This window comes from Staphylococcus haemolyticus (genome assembly GCF_006094395.1).
Lineage (GTDB): Bacteria > Bacillota > Bacilli > Staphylococcales > Staphylococcaceae > Staphylococcus > Staphylococcus haemolyticus.
The window spans coordinates 2173379-2194242 of record NZ_CP035291.1; the positions used below are offsets into that span (position 1 = coordinate 2173379).

General features: G+C 31.7%; 22 protein-coding genes. 9 read left to right on the forward strand and 13 right to left on the reverse strand.

Annotation, left to right across the window (positions count from 1 at the left end):
• Positions 1 to 309 precede the first annotated feature (309 nt).
• Positions 310 to 1104, forward strand: a complete 795-nt coding sequence (gene tagH, locus EQ029_RS10475; protein ID WP_037558912.1) for a teichoic acids export ABC transporter ATP-binding subunit TagH — start codon at positions 310 to 312, stop codon at positions 1102 to 1104.
• Positions 1105 to 1198: 94 nt separating this feature from the next.
• On the opposite strand, the gene tarA is transcribed toward tagH, so the two are convergent.
• Positions 1199 to 1963 (reverse strand): N-acetylglucosaminyldiphosphoundecaprenol N-acetyl-beta-D-mannosaminyltransferase TarA, encoded by a 765-nt coding sequence (tarA, locus tag EQ029_RS10480; RefSeq protein ID WP_011276520.1) that lies wholly within the window; start codon positions 1961 to 1963, stop codon positions 1199 to 1201.
• A gap of 220 nt (positions 1964 to 2183) precedes the next feature.
• Here tarA and EQ029_RS10485 point away from each other — a divergent pair, with 220 nt between their 5' ends.
• On the forward strand, positions 2184 to 2927 hold the full coding sequence (locus EQ029_RS10485; protein WP_037558913.1) for a M50 family metallopeptidase: 744 nt from the start codon (positions 2184 to 2186) through the stop codon (positions 2925 to 2927).
• Positions 2928 to 2997: 70 nt separating this feature from the next.
• On the opposite strand, the gene EQ029_RS10490 is transcribed toward EQ029_RS10485, so the two are convergent.
• Both EQ029_RS10490 and EQ029_RS10495 read right to left on the reverse strand, forming a co-directional pair.
• Positions 2998 to 3645 carry a metal-dependent transcriptional regulator gene (locus tag EQ029_RS10490; protein WP_057504801.1) on the reverse strand — a complete coding sequence of 216 codons (648 nt, stop codon included), beginning with the start codon at positions 3643 to 3645 and terminating at the stop codon, positions 2998 to 3000.
• Positions 3646 to 3817: 172 nt separating this feature from the next.
• Complete coding sequence (locus tag EQ029_RS10495) at positions 3818 to 5860, reverse strand: cation:proton antiporter (RefSeq protein ID WP_011276523.1); 2043 nt, start codon at positions 5858 to 5860, stop codon at positions 3818 to 3820.
• A 379-nt stretch (positions 5861 to 6239) separates the two neighbouring features.
• Between EQ029_RS10495 and EQ029_RS10500 the strand changes: the two genes are divergently transcribed.
• The gene (locus EQ029_RS10500) at positions 6240 to 7481 is read left to right on the forward strand and encodes an ArgE/DapE family deacylase (RefSeq protein ID WP_011276525.1); all 1242 of its coding nucleotides are present in this window, start codon (positions 6240 to 6242) and stop codon (positions 7479 to 7481) included.
• A 98-nt stretch (positions 7482 to 7579) separates the two neighbouring features.
• Entirely contained in the window at positions 7580 to 7819 is a 240-nt protein-coding gene (locus EQ029_RS10505; protein ID WP_011276526.1) for a DUF3923 family protein, read from the forward strand.
• A gap of 859 nt (positions 7820 to 8678) precedes the next feature.
• Here EQ029_RS10505 and EQ029_RS10515 read toward each other — a convergent pair.
• Genes EQ029_RS10515 through EQ029_RS10550 form a run of 8 tightly spaced genes read right to left on the reverse strand, consistent with a single transcriptional unit; the run spans position 8679 to position 15189 of the window.
• Positions 8679 to 9200, reverse strand: coding sequence for a Na+/H+ antiporter subunit G (locus EQ029_RS10515; protein WP_037538101.1), 522 nt, complete (start codon positions 9198 to 9200; stop codon positions 8679 to 8681).
• Positions 9175 to 9477: a Na+/H+ antiporter Mnh2 subunit F gene (gene mnhF2 / locus EQ029_RS10520; RefSeq protein WP_011276529.1), complete on the reverse strand. Its 303-nt coding sequence runs from the start codon at positions 9475 to 9477 to the stop codon at positions 9175 to 9177. Before mnhF2 ends, EQ029_RS10515 begins: the two co-directional genes overlap by 26 nt.
• Positions 9474 to 9956, reverse strand: a complete 483-nt coding sequence (gene mnhE2, locus EQ029_RS10525; RefSeq protein WP_011276530.1) for a Na+/H+ antiporter Mnh2 subunit E — start codon at positions 9954 to 9956, stop codon at positions 9474 to 9476. Before mnhE2 ends, mnhF2 begins: the two co-directional genes overlap by 4 nt.
• The gene (gene mnhD2, locus EQ029_RS10530) at positions 9953 to 11452 is read right to left on the reverse strand and encodes a Na+/H+ antiporter Mnh2 subunit D (RefSeq protein WP_057504793.1); all 1500 of its coding nucleotides are present in this window, start codon (positions 11450 to 11452) and stop codon (positions 9953 to 9955) included. The genes mnhE2 and mnhD2 overlap by 4 nt, the downstream gene beginning before the upstream one ends.
• Entirely contained in the window at positions 11442 to 11792 is a 351-nt protein-coding gene (gene mnhC2 / locus EQ029_RS10535; protein WP_011276532.1) for a Na+/H+ antiporter Mnh2 subunit C, read from the reverse strand. Before mnhC2 ends, mnhD2 begins: the two co-directional genes overlap by 11 nt.
• Positions 11789 to 12214 (reverse strand): Na+/H+ antiporter Mnh2 subunit B, encoded by a 426-nt coding sequence (mnhB2, locus tag EQ029_RS10540; RefSeq protein ID WP_011276533.1) that lies wholly within the window; start codon positions 12212 to 12214, stop codon positions 11789 to 11791. Before mnhB2 ends, mnhC2 begins: the two co-directional genes overlap by 4 nt.
• Positions 12201 to 14603 carry a DUF4040 family protein gene (locus EQ029_RS10545; protein WP_057504794.1) on the reverse strand — a complete coding sequence of 801 codons (2403 nt, stop codon included), beginning with the start codon at positions 14601 to 14603 and terminating at the stop codon, positions 12201 to 12203. Before EQ029_RS10545 ends, mnhB2 begins: the two co-directional genes overlap by 14 nt.
• Before the next feature lie 28 nt (positions 14604 to 14631).
• Complete coding sequence (locus tag EQ029_RS10550; protein WP_011276535.1) at positions 14632 to 15189, reverse strand: tyrosine-type recombinase/integrase; 558 nt, start codon at positions 15187 to 15189, stop codon at positions 14632 to 14634.
• A gap of 142 nt (positions 15190 to 15331) precedes the next feature.
• Here EQ029_RS10550 and sroA point away from each other — a divergent pair, with 142 nt between their 5' ends.
• From sroA to sarA, 5 genes are all read left to right on the forward strand, one after another.
• Entirely contained in the window at positions 15332 to 15538 is a 207-nt protein-coding gene (gene sroA / locus EQ029_RS10555) for a sigS mRNA-stabilizing protein SroA (RefSeq protein WP_011276536.1), read from the forward strand.
• Between the two features lie 34 nt (positions 15539 to 15572).
• Complete coding sequence (locus EQ029_RS10560) at positions 15573 to 15794, forward strand: DUF2922 domain-containing protein (protein WP_037538110.1); 222 nt, start codon at positions 15573 to 15575, stop codon at positions 15792 to 15794.
• 301 nt (positions 15795 to 16095) lie between these two features.
• Positions 16096 to 17022, forward strand: a complete 927-nt coding sequence (locus EQ029_RS10565) for a DMT family transporter (RefSeq protein WP_011276538.1) — start codon at positions 16096 to 16098, stop codon at positions 17020 to 17022.
• Between the two features lie 140 nt (positions 17023 to 17162).
• Positions 17163 to 18098 carry an efflux RND transporter periplasmic adaptor subunit gene (locus EQ029_RS10570; protein ID WP_229381291.1) on the forward strand — a complete coding sequence of 312 codons (936 nt, stop codon included), beginning with the start codon at positions 17163 to 17165 and terminating at the stop codon, positions 18096 to 18098.
• 323 nt (positions 18099 to 18421) lie between these two features.
• On the forward strand, positions 18422 to 18796 hold the full coding sequence (gene sarA / locus EQ029_RS10575; RefSeq protein WP_011276540.1) for a global transcriptional regulator SarA: 375 nt from the start codon (positions 18422 to 18424) through the stop codon (positions 18794 to 18796).
• 244 nt (positions 18797 to 19040) lie between these two features.
• On the opposite strand, the gene EQ029_RS10580 is transcribed toward sarA, so the two are convergent.
• Entirely contained in the window at positions 19041 to 19850 is an 810-nt protein-coding gene (locus EQ029_RS10580) for an alpha/beta fold hydrolase (protein ID WP_016930891.1), read from the reverse strand.
• Positions 19851 to 20126: 276 nt separating this feature from the next.
• Positions 20127 to 20843 (reverse strand): hypothetical protein, encoded by a 717-nt coding sequence (locus tag EQ029_RS10585; RefSeq protein ID WP_016930890.1) that lies wholly within the window; start codon positions 20841 to 20843, stop codon positions 20127 to 20129.
• Positions 20844 to 20864: the final 21 nt, after the last annotated feature.

Consider the following 20864-nt stretch of genomic DNA (forward strand, 5'->3'; position numbering starts at 1 on the left):
TCAATTAAATATCCACAATGTGTTTACATTTTTTATTTAAAATTAGGATAACTACATTATATATAACATTTTCTCAAAAGTTTAATATAATTATTACGTACATATAGTATTATTTTATATTGTAGAGAAGATTACTAGAAAATAAGAACCATAACTATGGACTTCATTTTCCAAAAAAAGTAAAATCTACTTATTGTTTACAAAAAGTTATTCAAAATCTCTTATACACTTTACACTAGGTTAATAAATTTAACAACTATTGTATGATGTATTATAATCTATATAAGTATTTATAAGGAAGGAAATATCATGAGCGTATCTGTAAATATAAATAATGTGACAAAAGAATATCGCATTTATCGTAATAATAAAGAACGCATTAAAGATGCCTTAATCCCTAAAAATAAAAATAATACATTTTTCGCTTTAGATGATGTCTCTATAACAGCTCACGAAGGTGATGTCATAGGTTTAGTCGGCATTAACGGCTCAGGTAAATCTACATTGAGTAATATGATTGGTGGTTCTATTTCCCCAACTTCTGGAAATATTGAACGTAATGGTGAAGTCAGTGTCATAGCAATCAATGCAGGTCTGAATGGTCGTTTAACTGGTGTAGAAAATATCGAATTTAAAATGTTATGCATGGGATTCAAAAGAAAAGAAATCAAACAACTTATGTCTCAAGTTATAGAATTTAGTGAACTCGGCGAATTTATCCATCAACCTGTTAAAAATTATTCAAGTGGTATGCGTGCTAAATTAGGATTCTCGATTAACGTTACAATTAATCCTGATATCTTAGTCATTGACGAAGCATTATCAGTTGGTGACCAAACTTTCACTCAAAAATGCTTAGACAAAATTTATGAATTCAAAGAAGCGAATAAAACGATTTTCTTCGTAAGTCATAATATTCGTCAAGTTCGTGAATTTTGTACTAAAATTGCCTGGATTGAAGGCGGAAAGCTCAAAGAATACGGAGATTTAGAAGAGGTTCTTCCTAAATATGAGCAATTCTTAAAGGACTTCAAGAAAAAATCAAAAGCTGATCAAAAAGCATTTCGCAAAGGTTTAGATGAAAAACGCTTTATTGTTAAATAGCGATAATCAAGATAAAAATTTAAAGGCGGATTCAGTCCTCTCGACTTGAATCCGCCTTCTCCATATTTAAAATAATTAGTATCAGAATAGATACTTATTTTTTCTTTTTCATTTTTCGTTGTACTTTAAAAACTTTAAACATAAACTTAGGAATGCTACGCATACGTCCAATACGTTTCCAATCGATTAATAAACGATATACCCATTCAATATTTAATTTAATAAATAGTTTAGGTGCGCGTTTTTTTGTGCCACTATATATTTCAAATGAGCCGCCCACACCCATCATTACAGTTCTTTTAAAGGTGTGTCGATGTTTTTGAATCCACTCTTCTTGTTTAGGGAAACCCATCCCTACAAATATATAATCAGGATCAAAACGTTTTATGCGCTTGATTACCGTCTCATCATTTAAATCTATATAACCATGATGGTAATCGAATTGCGCCTGAGGGTATTTGTGTTGTAAATTTTTATGTGCTAGTGTGACTACTTCATTTTTGGCACCAAGTAAATATACTTTTTGATAATTTGTATGGGCAATCTTTAAACAATGTTCCATTAATTCAATGCCAGGCACACGTCGTTTTAACGGTGTTCCCAAACGATTTGATGCTTTAATAACACCTGTGCCATCCGGGACAACAAAATCCGCACTATTAATTAACTGTTTATAAGTACTATGCTCTGACGCATAATCAACGATTTCTGGATTAGCTGTCACGATAAACAAATTATCCTCAGTCTCTTGTGTGAAAAATGTTTTGACATGTTCAATCATATCTAACATGGTTACATTATTAAATTGAACACCTAAAATATCCACTTTAGTCGCTGTTGTCTCTTTTTGATCATGCATTTAAGTAATCTCCTTACTGTCTAAACAATTTTCATATGCATATATTATATGAAAATAGAATCATAATAAATAACTATGTAGTTGTCTAAATATATTTTCAAATGATTTATCTTCTTTTTTTAAAGTTCTCTCATTAAAAGATACATCTAAAGTCTAAACGCTAAATCATCAAATTTACTTTATAATAAATACTATAATCTTACACTCGACGAGGTCAACTATGGTCTATTTAGAAAACTTTTTTACTACAACTATTAATTTAAATATATATTTAATCTGTATTATAGCAATTATCTATATTATGATTCATCAAAATAGACATCGTCAATTCAATCAATATTTAGATGTTTATTTAAACTATATTCCTGTACTTACACATGAATTCGGTCATGTATTATTCAATAAAATCAGTGGTGGACGCGCAAAAGATTTAGTCATCGTCACACGGCCTTCGGAACGACTTCAAACGATGCAACAAGGCTATGCTATTACCCAATCCAAGGGGCTCATTGGACAATTCATTACAACTCTAGGTGGCTATATTATGCCTCCATTAATTCTTTTAATTGGTCTAAGTGCTGCGTATTATGGTCACCCTAGTTTGTTCTTAAGCGCTTATATCATCATTTTCATTTATTTTTTAATACTTACATCACGCAAACTATCACCTATCATTGTACTAATTTTATTTATTGCACTTCTATACTTCTTAGTACAACATGATAATCAATTATTATTTTATTATCTAGTCACATTTATTTATCACCTTATACTAGGTGTCTTATTAGGTGAGGTTTTACAATCAAGTTGGACGATATTCAAACTGACTTTTCAGCGACCAATTCCAAGTTGGGATGGACGCACATTGACAGAACTTACACGCATACCAACTTTCTTATTCAGTACATTATGGATAGCGATTAACATATTTACGATATACTTAATGCTTATCTTTACAATTTAATAAATTCATTCAAAAAATCTCCAATAAAAAGGTATTATTGAACTCTTTATTGGAGATTTTATTATCTGATTTAAACATGCTCTGCAAAAATATTCATTGCATTATCATAACTTAGTATCGTTACAATATCATTTCGTTTCAAAATCATTACTTTATTTGTTTCATCTTTAGTTACGATCTCAACATCATTTCCAATTGAAATATTTTTGCTAGAAAGGTATACCAGAAGTTCGGTCTTATCACGTACTCGCTTAATCGTCACTTTATCACCAGGTTCAAATTCTAATAAAGATACCGTGAATTTCTCTTCAAAATGCTGATTTCTAGGGATAATACCACCGTGTGGACATGTTTCAGGATAATCAAGTATCTTATCCAAGCGTTCTACAAATAAATCTGAAATGCGATGTTCCAAAATTTCCGCTTCTTGATGGACTTCTTCCCAATTATATTGTAAAACTTCTATTAAAAATAACTCCAACAGGCGGTGACGCTTAATGATATCCAACGTATGTTTCAAGCCCTCATCTGAGAGTTTCACACCTTTATAGTGTTTCGTTTCAACATAACCAACCTTTTCCAAGCGTCCAACCATTTCACTAACTGAAGGAGGTTTTATATTTAAGTACTGAGATAACTTTTTATTTGAGACAAAGGATGTATCTCCTTCATTGGCTAATATTGCTTTTAGATAATCCTCTTTTTCTTCAGTTAACATCATTTCACCTCACCCATACATTCACTTTATTGTATCATGAATTGATAACGAATGTTATTCACCTTATTTAAACAAACCGTACCTTAATAAAAAAAGAGAGGATAGGATAGAATTCCATTTGAATTCATTATCCATACCTCACTCTATTATATCTTCATTCATATTTATTATGTTAATCAGTTAAGCTATCAACGATAACCATTTCATCATAGTTTATCGCTTCTCTTAATTTCAATGCCGTACTTTCAGTAATCTCACCATCGTCAGTTAAACTAGATAAAACACGGCGTTGTTCTCTTAAAGCATTTAATTTTATCTTCGTAATTGAATCTTCGGCTCGCGTATTAAAGAAATTAGATGGCGATAAGTTATCTATTCTCATAAGATAACCGTCACAAATCATACCAACTTCTAATTTGTTATCTTCATTCGCTTCATCTACAAGACGACTCACAACATTATAATGAACAATCTTATTGATTTTAGAAAGTTCCATTAAGTTATCAGTAACACTTAATGATGATGCCGCATTGGTACGTGTACGTATACGACGTTTTAATAGTACAGCTCTCGCACCAACAATCATACGACGTATCAATGACGCTTGACGATACACTTGTGTACGTTCTGCATAACGCATGTAGTTTTCTAATACACTCGCAGTTATTTCACCATCATCGGCAAGTCGTTCTAGTGTTTTCGTTTCAACCTTAAATGCTAAACTCTGTAATCTTTCGAGTTCTTTTGAGTTCTCATCATCCTTTTCAACAGATTTCAAGAACGTTAATTTATCGTGATATTCTTTAATGACATTACCATAACGATAACTTGTTTCAAATGATGAATGATGATTCAAGTAATCTATGACATGTTCAAGAATATATATTCTAGCTTCTTTAAAATTCATACTTCCAATCTTAGCCTTAGGTGCACTAGATGTTACAAACGGCAATACAACTTGTGCAATCACAAGACTTATAATAACCATACCTGATGAAATAAATAGTAAATCATTACGATATGTAAACGCATGATGATCTGCTAAAAAGTATGGTAATGTTAATGCGATTGCTAACGAAATAGTTCCGTGCACGCCACATAGTGTCATGATAAGCGCATACATGCTTCGTTTAGGTGGTTTCTCTTTCTTCTTGTCCTCCCCTTCTTCATTCATTAATTTTTGGAAAGGACTGACAGATAAATAGAATAGAGGATAGAGCACATACACCCATATAAATCTAAATAAGTATACCGCTAACGCAACGAGTGCTGTTATCACAACTAAGAACAATAAATTGTGTGGTTCAGTTTTTACAATATTTCCAATTACTTCTGGAACTAAAAATCCTAATATTGAAAAAACAAAACCATTCAATGCATATCCTAGAATGTTCCAAGTGTGATTGTAACTCATTTGAAGTCGAGTACGTGTTTGAGCGATACGATCACGTTCAAAACCATGAACTAAACCTGCTACAACGGCAGCAATAATACCTGACGCATGAAACATTTCAGCAACAAGATACGTAACAAATGGCGTTAATAGTTGTAAAAAAGTAAACATATTAATATTTTCTATGCCACGTCTTGTAAGTGTTAAACGGAATCTAACAAGCGCGATACCAATAAGTAAACCAATAATCGCACCACCGATTGACGCGATTAGAAATTGTTGCACCGCTTCAAATAGTGAGAATGAACCAGTAATTAAAACACCTACCGCTATTTTGAATGAGATGATACCTGCTGCATCATTAAGTAACGATTCACCTTCAAGAATAGTCATAGCACCTTTAGGTAAAACCTTACCTTTTGTAATAGCTTGCACTGCCACAGCATCAGTTGGACATAATATTGCGGCTACGGCAAAAGCTGCACCAATAGGAAGTGTCGGCCAAATCCAATGAATAAATAGACCTACACCAATAACAGTTGTAATAACAAGTCCTAAGGCCATTAACATCACTGGTTTAATATAACGACGTAAATGAGCTCTCGAAACGTTAACACCTTCCACAAAAAGTAACGGTGCAATCGTTGCTACCATAAAGAGTTCCGAATCGAAGTTAAATTCTACAGGTACTGGCGTTAAAAAGAGGAGCATTCCTAAAGCAATTTGAATGAATGCCAGAGGCACTTTGGGTAAAAAAGTATGAACAAAGGAGCTTACAATAACTACGGCTAGAAATATGAGAATCGTTTCAAATATTTCCAAACTTCCACCCCATTTTATACTTCATATTTAATTGGAGAAATAAGACTTGCCTAATATAAAAATAAGTTTGATGTCTATTTATATCCTGATAAAATACATCTTAAACTCACAATCGGTTAATTATAATTTTACCATTAAAGTTACAATGAATTAACTAACTTGCATTCATTTCTAAACCATTTTAATTAAATTGAAGCCGTTGTAACCTATTTCCAAACCATACATACATTTCATTCCCTATTACAATAAAATTCAGTAATGGTTTGAAATAGCGGTCCTTCCTCTTCTTTTATAAACGGAAGATTAATTTAGTTGACGTATTTTTAATCTTTACTAAAATTTTAACCGTATAAAAATTTCTATTTTAAGGAGTTAAATCATGAATACATTTTCAGAAAAGGAAAAACTCAAATTATTGTCAGATATCGTAGAAATTAATTCGGTGAATGATAATGAAATTGAAGTTGCAACTTATTTGAAGGACTTATTTGAAGCGCATCATATTAACGCAGAAATTGATGTTATTGAAGGTAAACGTGCTAACTTAATTGCTACTATCGGCAGTGGTAGTCCAGTTGTAGCAATTTCAGGTCACATGGATGTTGTATCGGAAGGTGATCAAAACGATTGGGACTATCCACCATTTCAAATGACTGAAAAAGATAATCGATTATACGGTCGTGGTACCTCAGACATGAAATCTGGACTTATGGCTTTAGCTATTGCGATGATTGAGCTGAAAGAAAACGATGCACTACCTCATGGCACGATAAAATTCATGGCAACTGCCGGCGAAGAAAAGGAACAACTTGGTTCCGCACAATTGTATAAGAAAGGTTATATGAATAATGTTGATGCTTTGATAATTGCCGAACCATCTGAAACGAATATTGTTTATGCTCATAAAGGATCAATGGATTATAAAATCACTTCTAAAGGAAAAGCCGCACACAGCTCTGTACCTGTCGTAGGATTTAATGCAATTAAACCATTAATTCAATTCATACAAGATATCGATACAGAATATGACCGTATTTCGAAAGAATTAAATAGCGAAAAGCTAGATTTCTCACATCTTATCAAACGCATTCAATCACAGTTACAACAAGAAAACAATCTAGATGAAGAAGAAGTTGAACGTGTGATTTCTGGACTTGTCATTAGTAATACCATTTTACATGGTGGGAACCAAGTCAATTCAGTTCCTGATACTGCAACTGCTGAATTTAATATTAGAACGATTCCAGAATTTGATAACGAAAAAGTTAAATCACTATTCAAAACGTATTTGGAAGAAGTTAATAAGCAAGGCGGACAGTTAGAAGAAGATTTATACTTAGATTTAGATCCAGTATTAACAACTGGAGATAATCCATTAATTAAGATTGGGCAACGCGTAGCTAAACAAATATTTGGAGAGGATATTGTCGCATCACCAACCGTTGGTGTAACAGATGCTTCCAATTTATTGCGCGATAAAGATGAACACTTTTCTTTCCTAATGTTTGGACCAGGAACAGCACCTCATCAAATAAATGAATATGTCGAAAAAGAGAAATATCTTCGTTTTATCGATTACTATAAGGAATTGCTTATAACTTATTTAAATGAATATAAGTAACTAGCGGTCATCTTAAACTAATATTTATACTGAGAAAACTTTATGTTTAAACGTGTATGTTATCCTTTAGTTGAGTCTTACATTCATAGGAGGATATCATGAAAATTTCATGGATTTTTTGGTGGATAATAAGTGTGTTTGAAGTTTTAAGTTTTTTTGGATTTGCATTTTTACTTTGGCAACGATCTGTAGATGCAGCAGGTGTCATACAAACTACCGAAGTCAAATGGATTAATATTGCTGTATTGGGATTAGCATATCTAATTCCATTCTTGATACAAATCGTATGGCTAATTATTAATCTCATTTATTCAAAACGCAAACAAGTAACAATTTAGATTGTTTATTAAGTTAACGCAAATTAAGTAGATTTGAGGGAGTAGGACAATGAATCTAAACATTCTGTCCAACTCCCTCCTCTTTTTATTTAATCAACCTTGTTCTGAGCCCTCTTCTTTTTACATTTTCCTTTTTATATTTTAAATTGTTTCACTAATTTTTTCTTATGAATTTACTTATATCATTAGAAATAGGGTATGATTCAACAAATAATATAAAAATACAACTGTCTACTTTTAATATACTTATTATCTTAAATAAGGGGTGTAAAGAATGTATGTTCCTAAATATTATGAAATGAAGGATTTCAAATAAATTAAGTACTTTATGCATCAAAGATTAGCAAAAGAAATAGATACGAATTAGAATAAAATCCATGTCATATTATATAGAGGTCATTTATTATGAATAAATTTAAATTAGTTCTTCTTATATGCTCTTTTTTACTAATGATTGCAACTTTGTTCTTTTGGACATTATTTCTGCCACCATTGTCTGAACTTGAAGGCGAGAATGCATTGGCACAAATGGTTGTGTTTGTCCCGTCTATAATTGCGTACCCAGTTTTATTTCCGATTATATGGCTTTTAGAAATCTTTTATCTTTTTACAACGAAACACTGGTCTTATATGGACTTGCTATTTTTATTACTTAGTTTAGTAACGCCAATCTTATTATTGGTTGTTCATTTTATAATCGCTACATCACCTATACCTTTCCTACTTCTTTACATTTATTTAAGTATATTGACCATGTTAATGACACTGGTCTCTTATATAAATTTAAAAAAATGAGATTGAGCATTTCAAAGTAGTAGTTTTAACTATTACTCATTCATGTTCAATCTCATTGATTTAATCAATCTTTAGTTTCTCTTCTAGCTTCCGATAAACTTTCGATATTTTCTTCTTGCTGTTTTTCTTTTTCTTTCTGTCGCTGCTTTTGAACATCGTAATAAATTTTTTCACGACGCTCTTCTCGAATTCGAGCTCGATTTTTAAGTTCTTCTGTAGAATTGTATTCTTTAGAACTTAATAAAATGGAAGATCGACTTGGTGCATCATCCTTACGATACATGTATGCACCTGTACGATAGGCTGCTCTGGCAACTAAATGCATACCAACTGGCGATGTTAAATTAATAAAAACAATTGATAGTAATAACCTAACACTAAAGAAGCTTTGTTCATTCGTAAAGTAAATTAACACACCCACTAATGTTAGTAAGACAGATAGCGTAGAACTCTTAGTAGATGCATGGCTTCGTAAAAAGACATCTTGAAATTTTACAATTCCAATTGCACTAATGACAGCAATGATACTACCAAGAAATATAAGGAGCGCGGCAATCAACTCAATGATTTCGTTTATTTGTGCCATTGAATACTCGACCTCCCCCTATAAATCTAGAAATAGATACAGAACTTACAAATGAAATAATTGCAACAAGCATTATGGAATCAAGGAATGAAACAGTATTATAAATAACACTAACTATACCTATAATGCACATGATGACAGCACTGGAAGCATCGAATGCCACAACCCTATCAGCTGTAGTAGGTCCTTTGATTAAACGGAATAATCCAATTATGAACGCTATGCCAAATAATACTAATGCACTTGTAATAAAAAAATTCGTGAGCGTTTCAATCATTGTGACACCTCCGTAATCAAGTTTTCATATTGTTTTATGCTTTTAAGCAGACTTTCTTTTTCTTTTTCTGAAACATCTATACTGTGTATAAAGAATTTATTGGTAGTCTTCGAAATACGAATAACTGTTGAACCAGGCGTAATAATGATTAGAATAGTTAAAAACGTAATTGCCCAATCATTTTTTAAATTCGTTTCATATGTTAATAACCCTGGATTCATATGTCTCGTTTTAAATAAAATGTAATTAATAATACTAATACTAGAAGTAATTAATTGATATAAATACACGCCTAAGAACTTAATAGCAATCCATATCTTCTTAGGATAAAAAGCTTGCCCAAAGAAACGATGTAATATATAAATTACTATTAAACCAATGATGAAGCCAGATACGAAGGTAGAGAATTGAAATGAGTCTTCATCTTGAAACAGTACCCATAAAAATGCGATTAATATGTTCAATACAACTTGTCTCATTTATTCCCCTCCTTCAAATGTGAATTGACAATGCTATGGAAATAATTATCATCCATATTCAATTTTGTTGCATTTTCAGTAGCATTCATCACAACTGGCGCTGCAATACCCATTGCAAGTACGACTGCAACTAATATACCCAGAATCGTTTTACGGTGCTTAGGTAGCGGATTGAAATCAACCTGTTCACCATCATTGTCTCCAAAGTACATAATAAATAAAATTCTAAACAGACTATACATTGCTAATAGACTTGTGATAATCATTAATGCTAAGCCAATGAAGTTACCATTTTCAATCGCACCTTGGAAGATGAGTACTTTTCCTGGGAAACCACTAAATGGCGGTACGCCTCCAATCGCAAATATCATAACAACAAATGCAACACCAAAAAATGGTTCTTTCTTAGCTAATCCACATAAATATTTATATTCGCGGTAACCAGACATATAAACTAAACTACCTATAATAAAGAACAACATTGTCTTCACAATAATGTCATTCGCTAGATAGAAGATAGCACCATGTACACCTGCAAAGGTATTGGAACCTAGACCTAAAATGACAAAACCTATCGATAATATAACTTGATATGAAGCCACTTTCTTAATATCACGATATGCAATAACACCGAAAGCGCCTATCAGCATTGTGATACATGACATAAATACTAACAATGGATGTGTCACACCCGTATGTTGATCAAATAGAAGTGTAAAGAAGCGAATGAGTGCATATGCACCTACCTTCGTCATTAACGCTGCAAATAAAGCGGCAAGTTCAGTGTTGAGCACTGCATAAGCTTTAGGCAACCACATAAATAGTACTAAGGCTGCTTTCGAACCAAAGGCCACTATAAATACAATTGAAATAATAATAATAGTTTTATTATCATGGATTTGATCTAAGCGTAAAGCAACTTGTGAGAAGTTTAATGTTCCAACCGTCTTGTATAATAAACCAATACCTAGCAAGAATAACCATGATCCTACGATATTCAATACAACATAAATAATGGCTGCTCTTAATTGTTCGACAGATTGTCCTAACGTTACTAATACAAATGAAGCTAGTAACATGATTTCAAACATTACATACAGGTTAAATAAATCAGATGTTAAGAAAGAGCCAATAACGCCTGTTGTTAAGAATAAGATGAAAGTAGGCAAGTAGTATCGATTAACACGATCTTCCCCACGACCAAATCCGTATGACATAATGAGTGTCACAACAAATGACGCTACTGTAACCATAACCAAACTCAGTGAATCACCTAAGAATTGGATACCATAAGGTGCTGCCCAACCACCAAAATCAAGCGTGATGGGTTTATGTTGCAAGACGTATATCAATAAACATAATGAAATAACTGTATTAACAGACATTGTTCCAATGTACAAAATTTTTGAAAGCCTGTTCTTCTCTTTAGTAAAAACAAGGACTAATGCACATAACAATGGTAATAGGATTGGAAGGACTAATAAATTACTGTTCATTTTCATCCTCCTCTCCTCTTAATACATCAATATTTGCTTCTTTAGTAACACGGTATGTTCGATAAACTAATACTAGTAAGAAGGCAGTCATTGCAAATCCGATAACGATCGCAGTTAAAACAATAGCCTGCAATAATGGATCCACATAATTAGTATTAGAGCCGTGAATTAAAGGTTCAGTCATCTTATTACTATAATGACCCATACTCATAATAATTAGATTTCCCGCATGCGTATAAATCGAAATACCTATAACAATTCGAATTAAGTTGAGTGATAGTATCATGTACGTCCCTATAAATACTAAAAATCCTATCACAAGTAATAATATTAAATTCATGATTTACCACCACTCAAGGCCAACATAATTGTTACGATGACGCCGACAACCGTTAACAGTATCCCTAATTCAAACAATGTAATTGTCGTTACATGTAATTCACCTAATAATGGAAAATGGATGTATGCTTCACTTTGGTATAGGAACGATTTACCAAAGAAAACCGGAACGATTGCAGTAAGTGCTGAGATTATGGCACCAACAATCATTAACTTTTTAAAATCAATAGGTAAACTTTCTAATACTTCATGTACATCAAAAGCTAGGAACATTAGGATAAAGGCCGAACTAAAGATAAGACCACCTATAAAACCGCCACCAGGATTATTATGTCCCGCAAAGAAAACATAAAAGCCGAATGTTAATAAAATAAATACGACGATTTTAGTAACGGTTCTTAACACAACATCATTTTCTTTCATCTTGGCCCCTCCTATCTTTGTAATGTAATAATGTATAAATACCTAAACCGGCAATAATTAAGACGATACCTTCAAACATTGTATCTAAGGCTCTGAAATCTCCTAAAATAGCATTTACAATATTTTTACCACCAGTCAATTCATAGGCATTCGTATAATATTTAGAAATTGACTCTAGACCATCACCTTGTTGCGCAATAAATATGAGCGTTACTACGGCTCCAGCCATAATAAATGATACGATAATTTTGATTGTTTCTTTTTTCATGTTCACTGTTGTACGAGCGATATTTGGCAATCTAGAGAAACTTACAATAAAGAGAATGGTCGTAATTGTTTCTACTACTAATTGAGTTAACGCTAAATCTGGTGCTCTCATTAATAAGAAGAATAATGCAACACTGTAACCAATAATGCCATTTAAAATGACCATTGTTAAACGTTGTCGAATAAACACTAACGCTATACCGACAACACTAATCATAATGCCTAAAATAACTTCCAATGGACCAAATTCTGAAACTTCTATTTGATGTAACTTTGGCAAACCTACTTGGAATATGCCATATGCAATTAATATAGAGAAAATAAGAACCGTTATAATATTGTAATGGTTTAATCTGTTATTCATTAAACCTCGAATCATTTGACCTGAATAACGTTCAAATCCTCGATACACATTGCGATAAGAATTTGTAATAGAAGCGTATTTAATGACTTGATGCGTAATAGCTTTCCAGTTTACTTTTAACGCTAAAATGAGACCAACTATAATAACAATCACACTGAAAATGAGTGGCAAATTAACACCATGCCATTGAGAAACATGCGGTGCTATTGCATCTACGCTACTACCCAAATTGGTAACATTTCGTAGTGCCGGCAATACTAAATGCTCAGTGAAAAAGTTGGGAATAAAGAAAATGATTGGTATCATAACCATTAAAATTATTGCAGGTAAACTGAACAACCAAGGTTCATGAATATGTTTCTTCGGCACTTTCTTTTCGTCAAATTCTCCCCAATAAGTTTCTTTAAGCATGTAAACTGCATACACAAAAGTAAAGATACTTGCTATAACACCAATAGCTACAACAATAATCGTTAACGTTAAACCAAATTGTTGAAGTTCGATTGCGCTAACTAGAGAATCGAAGAACATCTCTTTACTTAAGAAACCATTTAACAACGGCACACCTGCCATTGATAACGCAGCAAGTGTCATAACTAAATTCATTTTAGGGAAGAATTTACGCATTCCACTTAATCGGCGAATTTCTCTCGTACCAGCTTCATGATCAATGATTCCGACACCCATAAATAAAGCACATTTAAATATGGCGTGATTCATTAAATGGAATAAACCGGCGAATAAAATTAATGTATACGTCTCTGCCATTGGACCTGATGAATGTTGCGCAATACCTCCACCTAGACCAACCATCGACATTATCATTCCTAATTGGCTAATTGTTGAATACGCTAAGATACCTTTTAAGTCATATTGTCTTAAGGCCGTTACAGAGCCAAATATCATTGTAATCAAACCTACAAAAGTAACAATATAAATATAACTATCACTTAAACCTAAGATAGGCGTGAATTTAAATAGTAAAAAGATACCAGCTTTAACCATAGTAGCTGAGTGTAAATAGGCACTTACAGGGGTTGGTGCAGCCATGGCTTTAGGTAGCCAAATATGGAATGGAAATTGAGCTGATTTCGTAAATGCACCTATTAACAACATTATCATCATTGGTATAAATAGAGCATGTTCACTAATGCTATGACTTTGAGTAAGTAATTCTGAAATCGTATTTGTACCAGTAATGATATACAACATAATGAATCCTGTTAATAAGGCTAAACCACCTAAAACAGTGATAATAAATGACTGAATGGCGCCTAATTGACTTTCGGCATTGCTATACCAGTATGAAATTAATAGGAATGACGATACACTTGTTAATTCCCAGAAAACATACATTAAGATAGTGTTATTTGAGACTACAATACCCAACATACTAAACATGAATAACAATAAATATAAGAAGAAACGCGGTAAGTTATCTCTATTAACAGATAAATATTGAGTAGCATAGAAGAATACTGCCACCCCTATAATGGAGATAATTAATCCAAACATTAATCCTAGACCATCTAATCGAAAATCCAGATTAACATCAATAGCGGGCATCCATGGAATTTTAAATTCTACAAATTTTCCATGTAGAACATTAGGAATTTGGGCTAAGAAATATCCCGAAGCTAAAATAGGTGCTAACAAAGCAATATATCCAGCGAACCGTCTCAATGACTTAATAAACAGCGTCATTAAGACGACTAACATAATAACTATTAGTCCACCTAGTAAATATACTAAGCTCATCAAAAGCCTCCTTTTCAGTAAAAATCAATTATAAATTTAAAGCGATAATTGTATGTAGTTCATCATCGGCAGACAACCCGATAAATTTCACCGTTTCTTGCGTTGTCTGATGACCTAAATATTTTTGTATGATTGCAATAGAAATACCCGATTGATAAGCATGATAAGCAAATGTTTTTCGTAAAGTGGTCAATCCAATATGACACAAACCTAACTCTTCAGCGGCATGATGAATGATTCGGTAAGCTTGTTGTCTAGATAACTCTTTATGTGTTCTTATCGATTGGAATAATAAATGATCATCCATAAGCTTATTATATTCAATAAATCTTCTAACCTCTTCACGTAAATCGTTTGGTAATAAGATTTTGATTGCAGGCGCACATGACTCAATCCAAGATGATTTTATTTCATCTTGATCAATCATTTTGACGTCTTTCACTTTTAGATTTAATAAATCTGTTAAACGTATGCCCGTATGTATAGCTAATTTAAATAAAAGATAATCTCTATCAGATTTCTTTTTTAATACATCATACATCTTTTTTATATCATCTTTATTTCTGATCGGTTCAACTTGATTCATCTATCCACCTCATAAAAGTTTCTTATTTAATGATAAACCATATTTTAGTAACATTAAATGTTTTTGCTCAAATTTCTTTAAATAAATGTGTCCCTTTTTTGAATGGATTTCGATATATAGAGTGAAAGGAGGTGACAAACATATGAATGAAATTTCACAATTATCTGTTGTTTGTACGCATATCACTCACGACGCAAGTGGTAAAGCGAAAGAAACAAAACGTCGTTTTACTAACTTAAACACTAAAGCCACAGATTCAGAAATCAGATCATTCGTCAATATCATTGCACATCTGATTAATGAAACATTCGATAAAGTTGAGGTGGTTAAAACACAAGTTTTAGCCTAATTTAACTTAAAAATTAAGAAAGGAGGTATTCTACATGTCAAAGACTTTAGAACTTGCTTTTAAAACAAATTTAAATAAAACTGCTAAATTGCAATTCCCACAAGTTAACGTTGTTGTATCTGAGGCTGATGCTAAAGTTGCTATGGATAATATTATTAAACTTAATATTCTACAACCTACAGCTGGCACACCTATTAAAGCCACTTCTGCTAAATTAATAGACGTTACGAGTACTACTCTATTTGAAACTAAATAACACATTCTGATGTTTCAATGAGTGTGAGACAAAAAAATGTTTCATGACTACTGCGTATATTCGTAATAGATGACTAAACTGACAAGACGCTTAAATCAAGCTTTTCTCACTTCTAGTCAACCTTGCGAAGCTAGGATGAAGAATTCTGTCCTAGCTTCTTTTTTTATAATTAATACTTCAATAATTTATATTCTGAGCCCACCATTAGTAAAACGCGTTGATATTCGTATTTTGAAATCGGAAACTAAAATGCGTATAATAATGTTGCTTTAGTTATGAAAGAAAATATAGGGGGTCTATCGTGGCATTTTTATTTATACTCGGTATTGTGGCTGGTATGATGGTCCCAATCCAAACCTCAATCAATTCTCGCCTTGGACGATATACTGAATCATCTTTTTATGCATCTACCATTTCATTTTTCGTAGGTACACTATTTTTATTTATTTTAAATATGATTTTTAATCCTAAATTATTTGATGGTTCATTTTATAGTGGACATACAATTGACTATCATTGGTGGGTTGGTGGTCTACTAGGTGTTTGTTTCTTAACAGGAAACTTATTATTACTGCCTCGTTTAGGCGCAGCGTTAACTGTTGTCATGACAGTAGCTGGTCAAATCATCATGGGGGTCTTCATAGATACTTTCGGACTACTTGGCGCAAGCAATCATTCGTTTACTTTCCTAAAAGCAGTAGGTATCATAATCCTATTCTTCGGTATCTTATTAATGAACTATATACCTAAAAATAAACTCCAAGAAAAAACAAATCATATGTTTTATGTTTGGCTTATCATCGGCTTTATATTTGGGTTTGCGCCACCATTACAAACAACAATTAACAGTGGTCTAGCTCAGCAAATGCATAATTCGCTATTTGCCGCACTCGTATCTTTCACTGTTGGTACATTAGCATTATTTATTTTAACGTTAATATTTAACAGAAGTCTTAAAATTAAAATCACACACCCTGATATCGGTAAAATCAAGCCAATACATTTTATTGGTGGTGTTCTAGGCGTTGTATTTGTCACATCAAATATAATTCTGATGCCGTTTTTAGGTGCAGCACTGACAACTATTGTCGCAATGTTAGGTCAAATGTTAATGGGTGTTATCATTGATCATTTCGGTTTAGGCGTTCGCAAGAATCCAATAACACTTCGCAAGTTTAGTGGGCTAATTGCCATAGCTATAGGAATTATTTTGTTACGCCTCTTCTAATTTTTACAACAATATATTGTTATCTTTATTTAAAATGTCTTCTTTTCTTAGTAATTGAGAAGACATTTTTTTATTTATACGATATTACACATATTCGTTATATCGCCATTGTATAATAGTTGTATAAAAATTTTATAGAGGTGATCTTATTGAAGACATTTTTTACCCCGTTAAGAATTTTAATTGCCACGCTTATCCTCCTCGTCATATCCTTTGTATGTTATATTTATGCAAAAATACCAACAGAACCTGACACATCTAAAATAGAAACCATTACTGCAAAACCTCAATACTCTCTCTCATTCATTGGAGAACAACAACCTCAAGAAAGTTTCACTTTATATTTCAATCCATCTTTAGGAAATGTTTCTTCCTTACTTGTCAAAAATGATGAAATCATCCATTCTGATACACCTTTATTAGAGTATTACAATCCGCCCCTTGAAAAGCTTATTGTAGCTAAAAAGAAGGCCCTATCCTCACTTATCAACCATTCGCCGAAACAATCAATTAGTCAACAGTTAACGCTAAACAGCCAAATATTAGAACTCCAAAGTCGACTTCAAACACGCATTAATTCCCCTATTTCTGGAAAAGTAACTATCCTAGAAGCACATCCTTCTAAATTAAATACAAAAATAATGCAAATTAATAGCGAAAAACATATTATTCGTGCTAATATAACTGAATCTCAATTGGAACATATTAAAGCGAATCAAGATGTAAACGTTACAAGAAATCACTCCAAATTATTTACTGGTAAAATTCTTTCTATCATTCAAATCCCTTATAAAGTAGAAAAAGGTGAATCAATTTATCAAGTAGATATTTCGACTCAAGATCAATACCCTCTTGGACGCCACTTTGATATCGATGTTGGAACTTCTAAAATAGAACTACCTATAAGTTCAATTTATGATAATTATTATGTTTTAATTACACAAAATAACAAAATTATTAAAAGAAGAATAGAATATACTAAAAGTCAAAAAAATGGGTATATTATGGTATCCAATGGATTAAATATTGGAGATAAAGTGATTGTTAATCCTTCATCATCACTACTTCAAAAATAGCAGTGATGTTTTGCAATTGTATATTCATATTAAAATTTATTATATAGAGCGAAATAATAATTGTTCTTAATTAATTGATTTTTATAAATTGCTTTGAAATTCAAACAAAGAATTTAATAATCAAAACATTGTTTTATTAAGTACTTTTTTGTTTACTTCTTAATTTCATTTAGTTATAATTAAATAAATAATATAGCATTAAATTAATTTAATAAAATTCTTTTAATCTAAATTATTTAAGTAATTTTAACTATTATAAGACGTTATATATAATTTAACGGGCAAAATAGAAAAAGCGCACAATTAGTTGGGGAGGTTTCAAAATGGCAATTTCAAAAATCAATGATTGTTTCGAATTATTAGCAATGATCACATACGCAGATAAATTAAAAAACATCATTAAAAAAGAATTTTCAATTAGCTTTGAAGAATTCGCAGTTTTAACATATATTAGTCAAAGTAAAGAAGATGAATATTATTTAAAAGATATTATTAATCACTTAAACTATAAACAACCACAAGTAGTTAAAGCAGTGAAAAATTTATCTCAAGAAGATTATTTTGATAAAAAACGTAATGAACACGATGAAAGAACTGTATTAATTCTCGTAAATAGTACACAACGTAAAAAAATCGATTCATTATTAAATAAAGTAAATACTCGTATCGAAGAAGCTAACAAAGAAACTGAATTATAATTTCTTTGTGGCTTTTCTAATTCTATTCGTTTTCGATATGAATTTATAACCCTGAGATATTAATTTTAAATAACAAAGCCAGTAAATGAAATTCGTAAATTTCACTTACTGGCTTTTTTGTATATCATATGACGTATTACAAATGTATTTTAAATTAAAATGTTTTTATCTAATATATTAATGTAAAAGCTTTATTTCATGATTCATCAAACAGACATCCACTTATAAAAATTACTGATATCATTTAATGATTCACTTCTGTTATCTGTTCAACATTTTCTAAAAAACTTAAATATAAGACTAGAAACTTATCTTCTTCTTCAACATAGGGTGCATGTCCAGATTCTTCAAATAAAACCTTCTCAACATTTTGATATCGCTCTTCTATTTTATAATGATTCTTATCATTTATAATTGGATCATAGCGTCCGTTTATAATTAATGTAGGAACTTTAACATAATGCGTGTACCCTTTATTCGCATAAGCCGTATCTAAAAGTGCTCTGCTTGCTATAGCACTATCCTCGGAATTTTGTTTACTGTATAAGCGTTGCCGTTGAATCCATTTCATTGCTGATTCTTGTTCTTTATAGATATACGGGAATAGTAAAAGTAATGCTTCAGATTTATTAAACCCTGCAATTTCGTCTTGGTGCTCAATCATTAATTTCGTAAAACCATGAACGATATCCTCAGCTTTTGAAGAGATAATTGTTAAAGATAATACATGATTTTCATGTTTTTCGGTAAATTCTCTAGCAATTATCCCTCCCATATCATGACCTAATAGATGCACTTTCTTTAAGTTTAATTTATCGATAAGTACATATAAATCTTTCACATGATCTTCTAAGTTATATGAATCAGGACGTGACGATTTACCATGTCCTCGAACATCATACGCAATCACTCTATAGTTTTGTTGAAGTTGTTTGTTTAATAAATCAAACGCTGCCGAATTACCATCTAAGCCATGAATTAAGATAACGGGGCTGCCATGTCCTTCATCTTGATAAGCTAATTTTGTTTGGTTTAACGTTTCGATTTTTTTCATATTGGCACCTCCCTTAATTGTTACTATACCCACTTCATTAAAAGTTACGCTATGAATGTTCTTAACTTTATTAAAAATATTATTATATAAATATTTTTTTAATTAAAAAAGCACTTGTAACAAGTGCTTTTTAACTCAGTCAATGACTGCCAATATAATAACGCCTGAGACATTGCTGATGTCCCAGGCTCTATTCATAAGTTAATTTACTTATCTATTTTGAACTGGGGATGTAAACTCAAATAATATTTATTTCAAGCTTATGTTAATTAAGCGTTACACCCTCGTTCTTGATGATAATTTAATTGTATAAAAAACGATCAATGCCACTATCATGATCCATATAATAAGAGAAATGATTTGTGCAATTTCAGGTTTTGTCACTACTGCATCTATCGTCTTTTGACAGAATAATAAACCAATTGCGGTGTACTCTATTTTTTTAAAAAAGACACCAATTAAGCTTAGTATAATACCTATAAAAAAGACGACTTGATGACTATAAATAGTGATGGGAATGATTCCCCAATTTAGATTAAAAGCACGCATAATGATTAAAATTAGTGCAATTATCGCAACGATATACCCTAGTATCATTTCAAAACGATTGCTATATAGAAATTTCTTCTTATCAATACGAATATTAATAAAAATCGTTAATGGAAAAATGATTATACAATAGAATATAGAAATTGCTGTAGCCGCTTGAAATGGCACATATTGCTTATCATAAAGATATGATATTAAGATAAAATTCATAATAAAGAAAATAACAGGATTCGTTTGTAAACCGAATAAATTTCGTTGAATAATCAAAATGATTTGTGCTGAAGATTTGCCACGATAATCTAAATAATCTTCATCTTTTGATTCAGACTTTTTTAAATCATTGCGCAAATTTTCTTTTATATCATCGATTAAATTAGGTGCCATCCCTTTGTGGCTAAAGTAATCGTTAATATTTTCAAGTAACACTTTATCGTTGGTTCTCATGAGTTACTCCTTTGCTATGGT

Excerpts from the sequence above, each read along its gene's own strand:
- tagH (WP_037558912.1), top strand. The coding sequence starts at position 310 with ATGAGCGTATCTGTAAATATAAATAATGTGACAAAAGAATATCGCATT.
- tarA (WP_011276520.1), bottom strand. The coding sequence starts at position 1,963 with ATGCATGATCAAAAAGAGACAACAGCGACTAAAGTGGATATTTTAGGT.
- EQ029_RS10485 (WP_037558913.1), top strand. The coding sequence starts at position 2,184 with ATGGTCTATTTAGAAAACTTTTTTACTACAACTATTAATTTAAATATA.
- EQ029_RS10490 (WP_057504801.1), bottom strand. The coding sequence starts at position 3,645 with ATGTTAACTGAAGAAAAAGAGGATTATCTAAAAGCAATATTAGCCAAT.
- EQ029_RS10500 (WP_011276525.1), top strand. The coding sequence starts at position 6,240 with ATGAATACATTTTCAGAAAAGGAAAAACTCAAATTATTGTCAGATATC.
- EQ029_RS10505 (WP_011276526.1), top strand. The coding sequence starts at position 7,580 with ATGAAAATTTCATGGATTTTTTGGTGGATAATAAGTGTGTTTGAAGTT.
- EQ029_RS10515 (WP_037538101.1), bottom strand. The coding sequence starts at position 9,200 with ATGGCACAAATAAACGAAATCATTGAGTTGATTGCCGCGCTCCTTATA.
- mnhF2 (WP_011276529.1), bottom strand. The coding sequence starts at position 9,477 with ATGATTGAAACGCTCACGAATTTTTTTATTACAAGTGCATTAGTATTA.
- mnhE2 (WP_011276530.1), bottom strand. The coding sequence starts at position 9,956 with ATGAGACAAGTTGTATTGAACATATTAATCGCATTTTTATGGGTACTG.
- mnhD2 (WP_057504793.1), bottom strand. The coding sequence starts at position 11,452 with ATGAACAGTAATTTATTAGTCCTTCCAATCCTATTACCATTGTTATGT.
- mnhC2 (WP_011276532.1), bottom strand. The coding sequence starts at position 11,792 with ATGAATTTAATATTATTACTTGTGATAGGATTTTTAGTATTTATAGGG.
- mnhB2 (WP_011276533.1), bottom strand. The coding sequence starts at position 12,214 with ATGAAAGAAAATGATGTTGTGTTAAGAACCGTTACTAAAATCGTCGTA.
- EQ029_RS10545 (WP_057504794.1), bottom strand. The coding sequence starts at position 14,603 with ATGAGCTTAGTATATTTACTAGGTGGACTAATAGTTATTATGTTAGTC.
- EQ029_RS10550 (WP_011276535.1), bottom strand. The coding sequence starts at position 15,189 with ATGAATCAAGTTGAACCGATCAGAAATAAAGATGATATAAAAAAGATG.
- sroA (WP_011276536.1), top strand. The coding sequence starts at position 15,332 with ATGAATGAAATTTCACAATTATCTGTTGTTTGTACGCATATCACTCAC.
- EQ029_RS10560 (WP_037538110.1), top strand. The coding sequence starts at position 15,573 with ATGTCAAAGACTTTAGAACTTGCTTTTAAAACAAATTTAAATAAAACT.
- sarA (WP_011276540.1), top strand. The coding sequence starts at position 18,422 with ATGGCAATTTCAAAAATCAATGATTGTTTCGAATTATTAGCAATGATC.
- EQ029_RS10580 (WP_016930891.1), bottom strand. The coding sequence starts at position 19,850 with ATGAAAAAAATCGAAACGTTAAACCAAACAAAATTAGCTTATCAAGAT.
- EQ029_RS10585 (WP_016930890.1), bottom strand. The coding sequence starts at position 20,843 with ATGAGAACCAACGATAAAGTGTTACTTGAAAATATTAACGATTACTTT.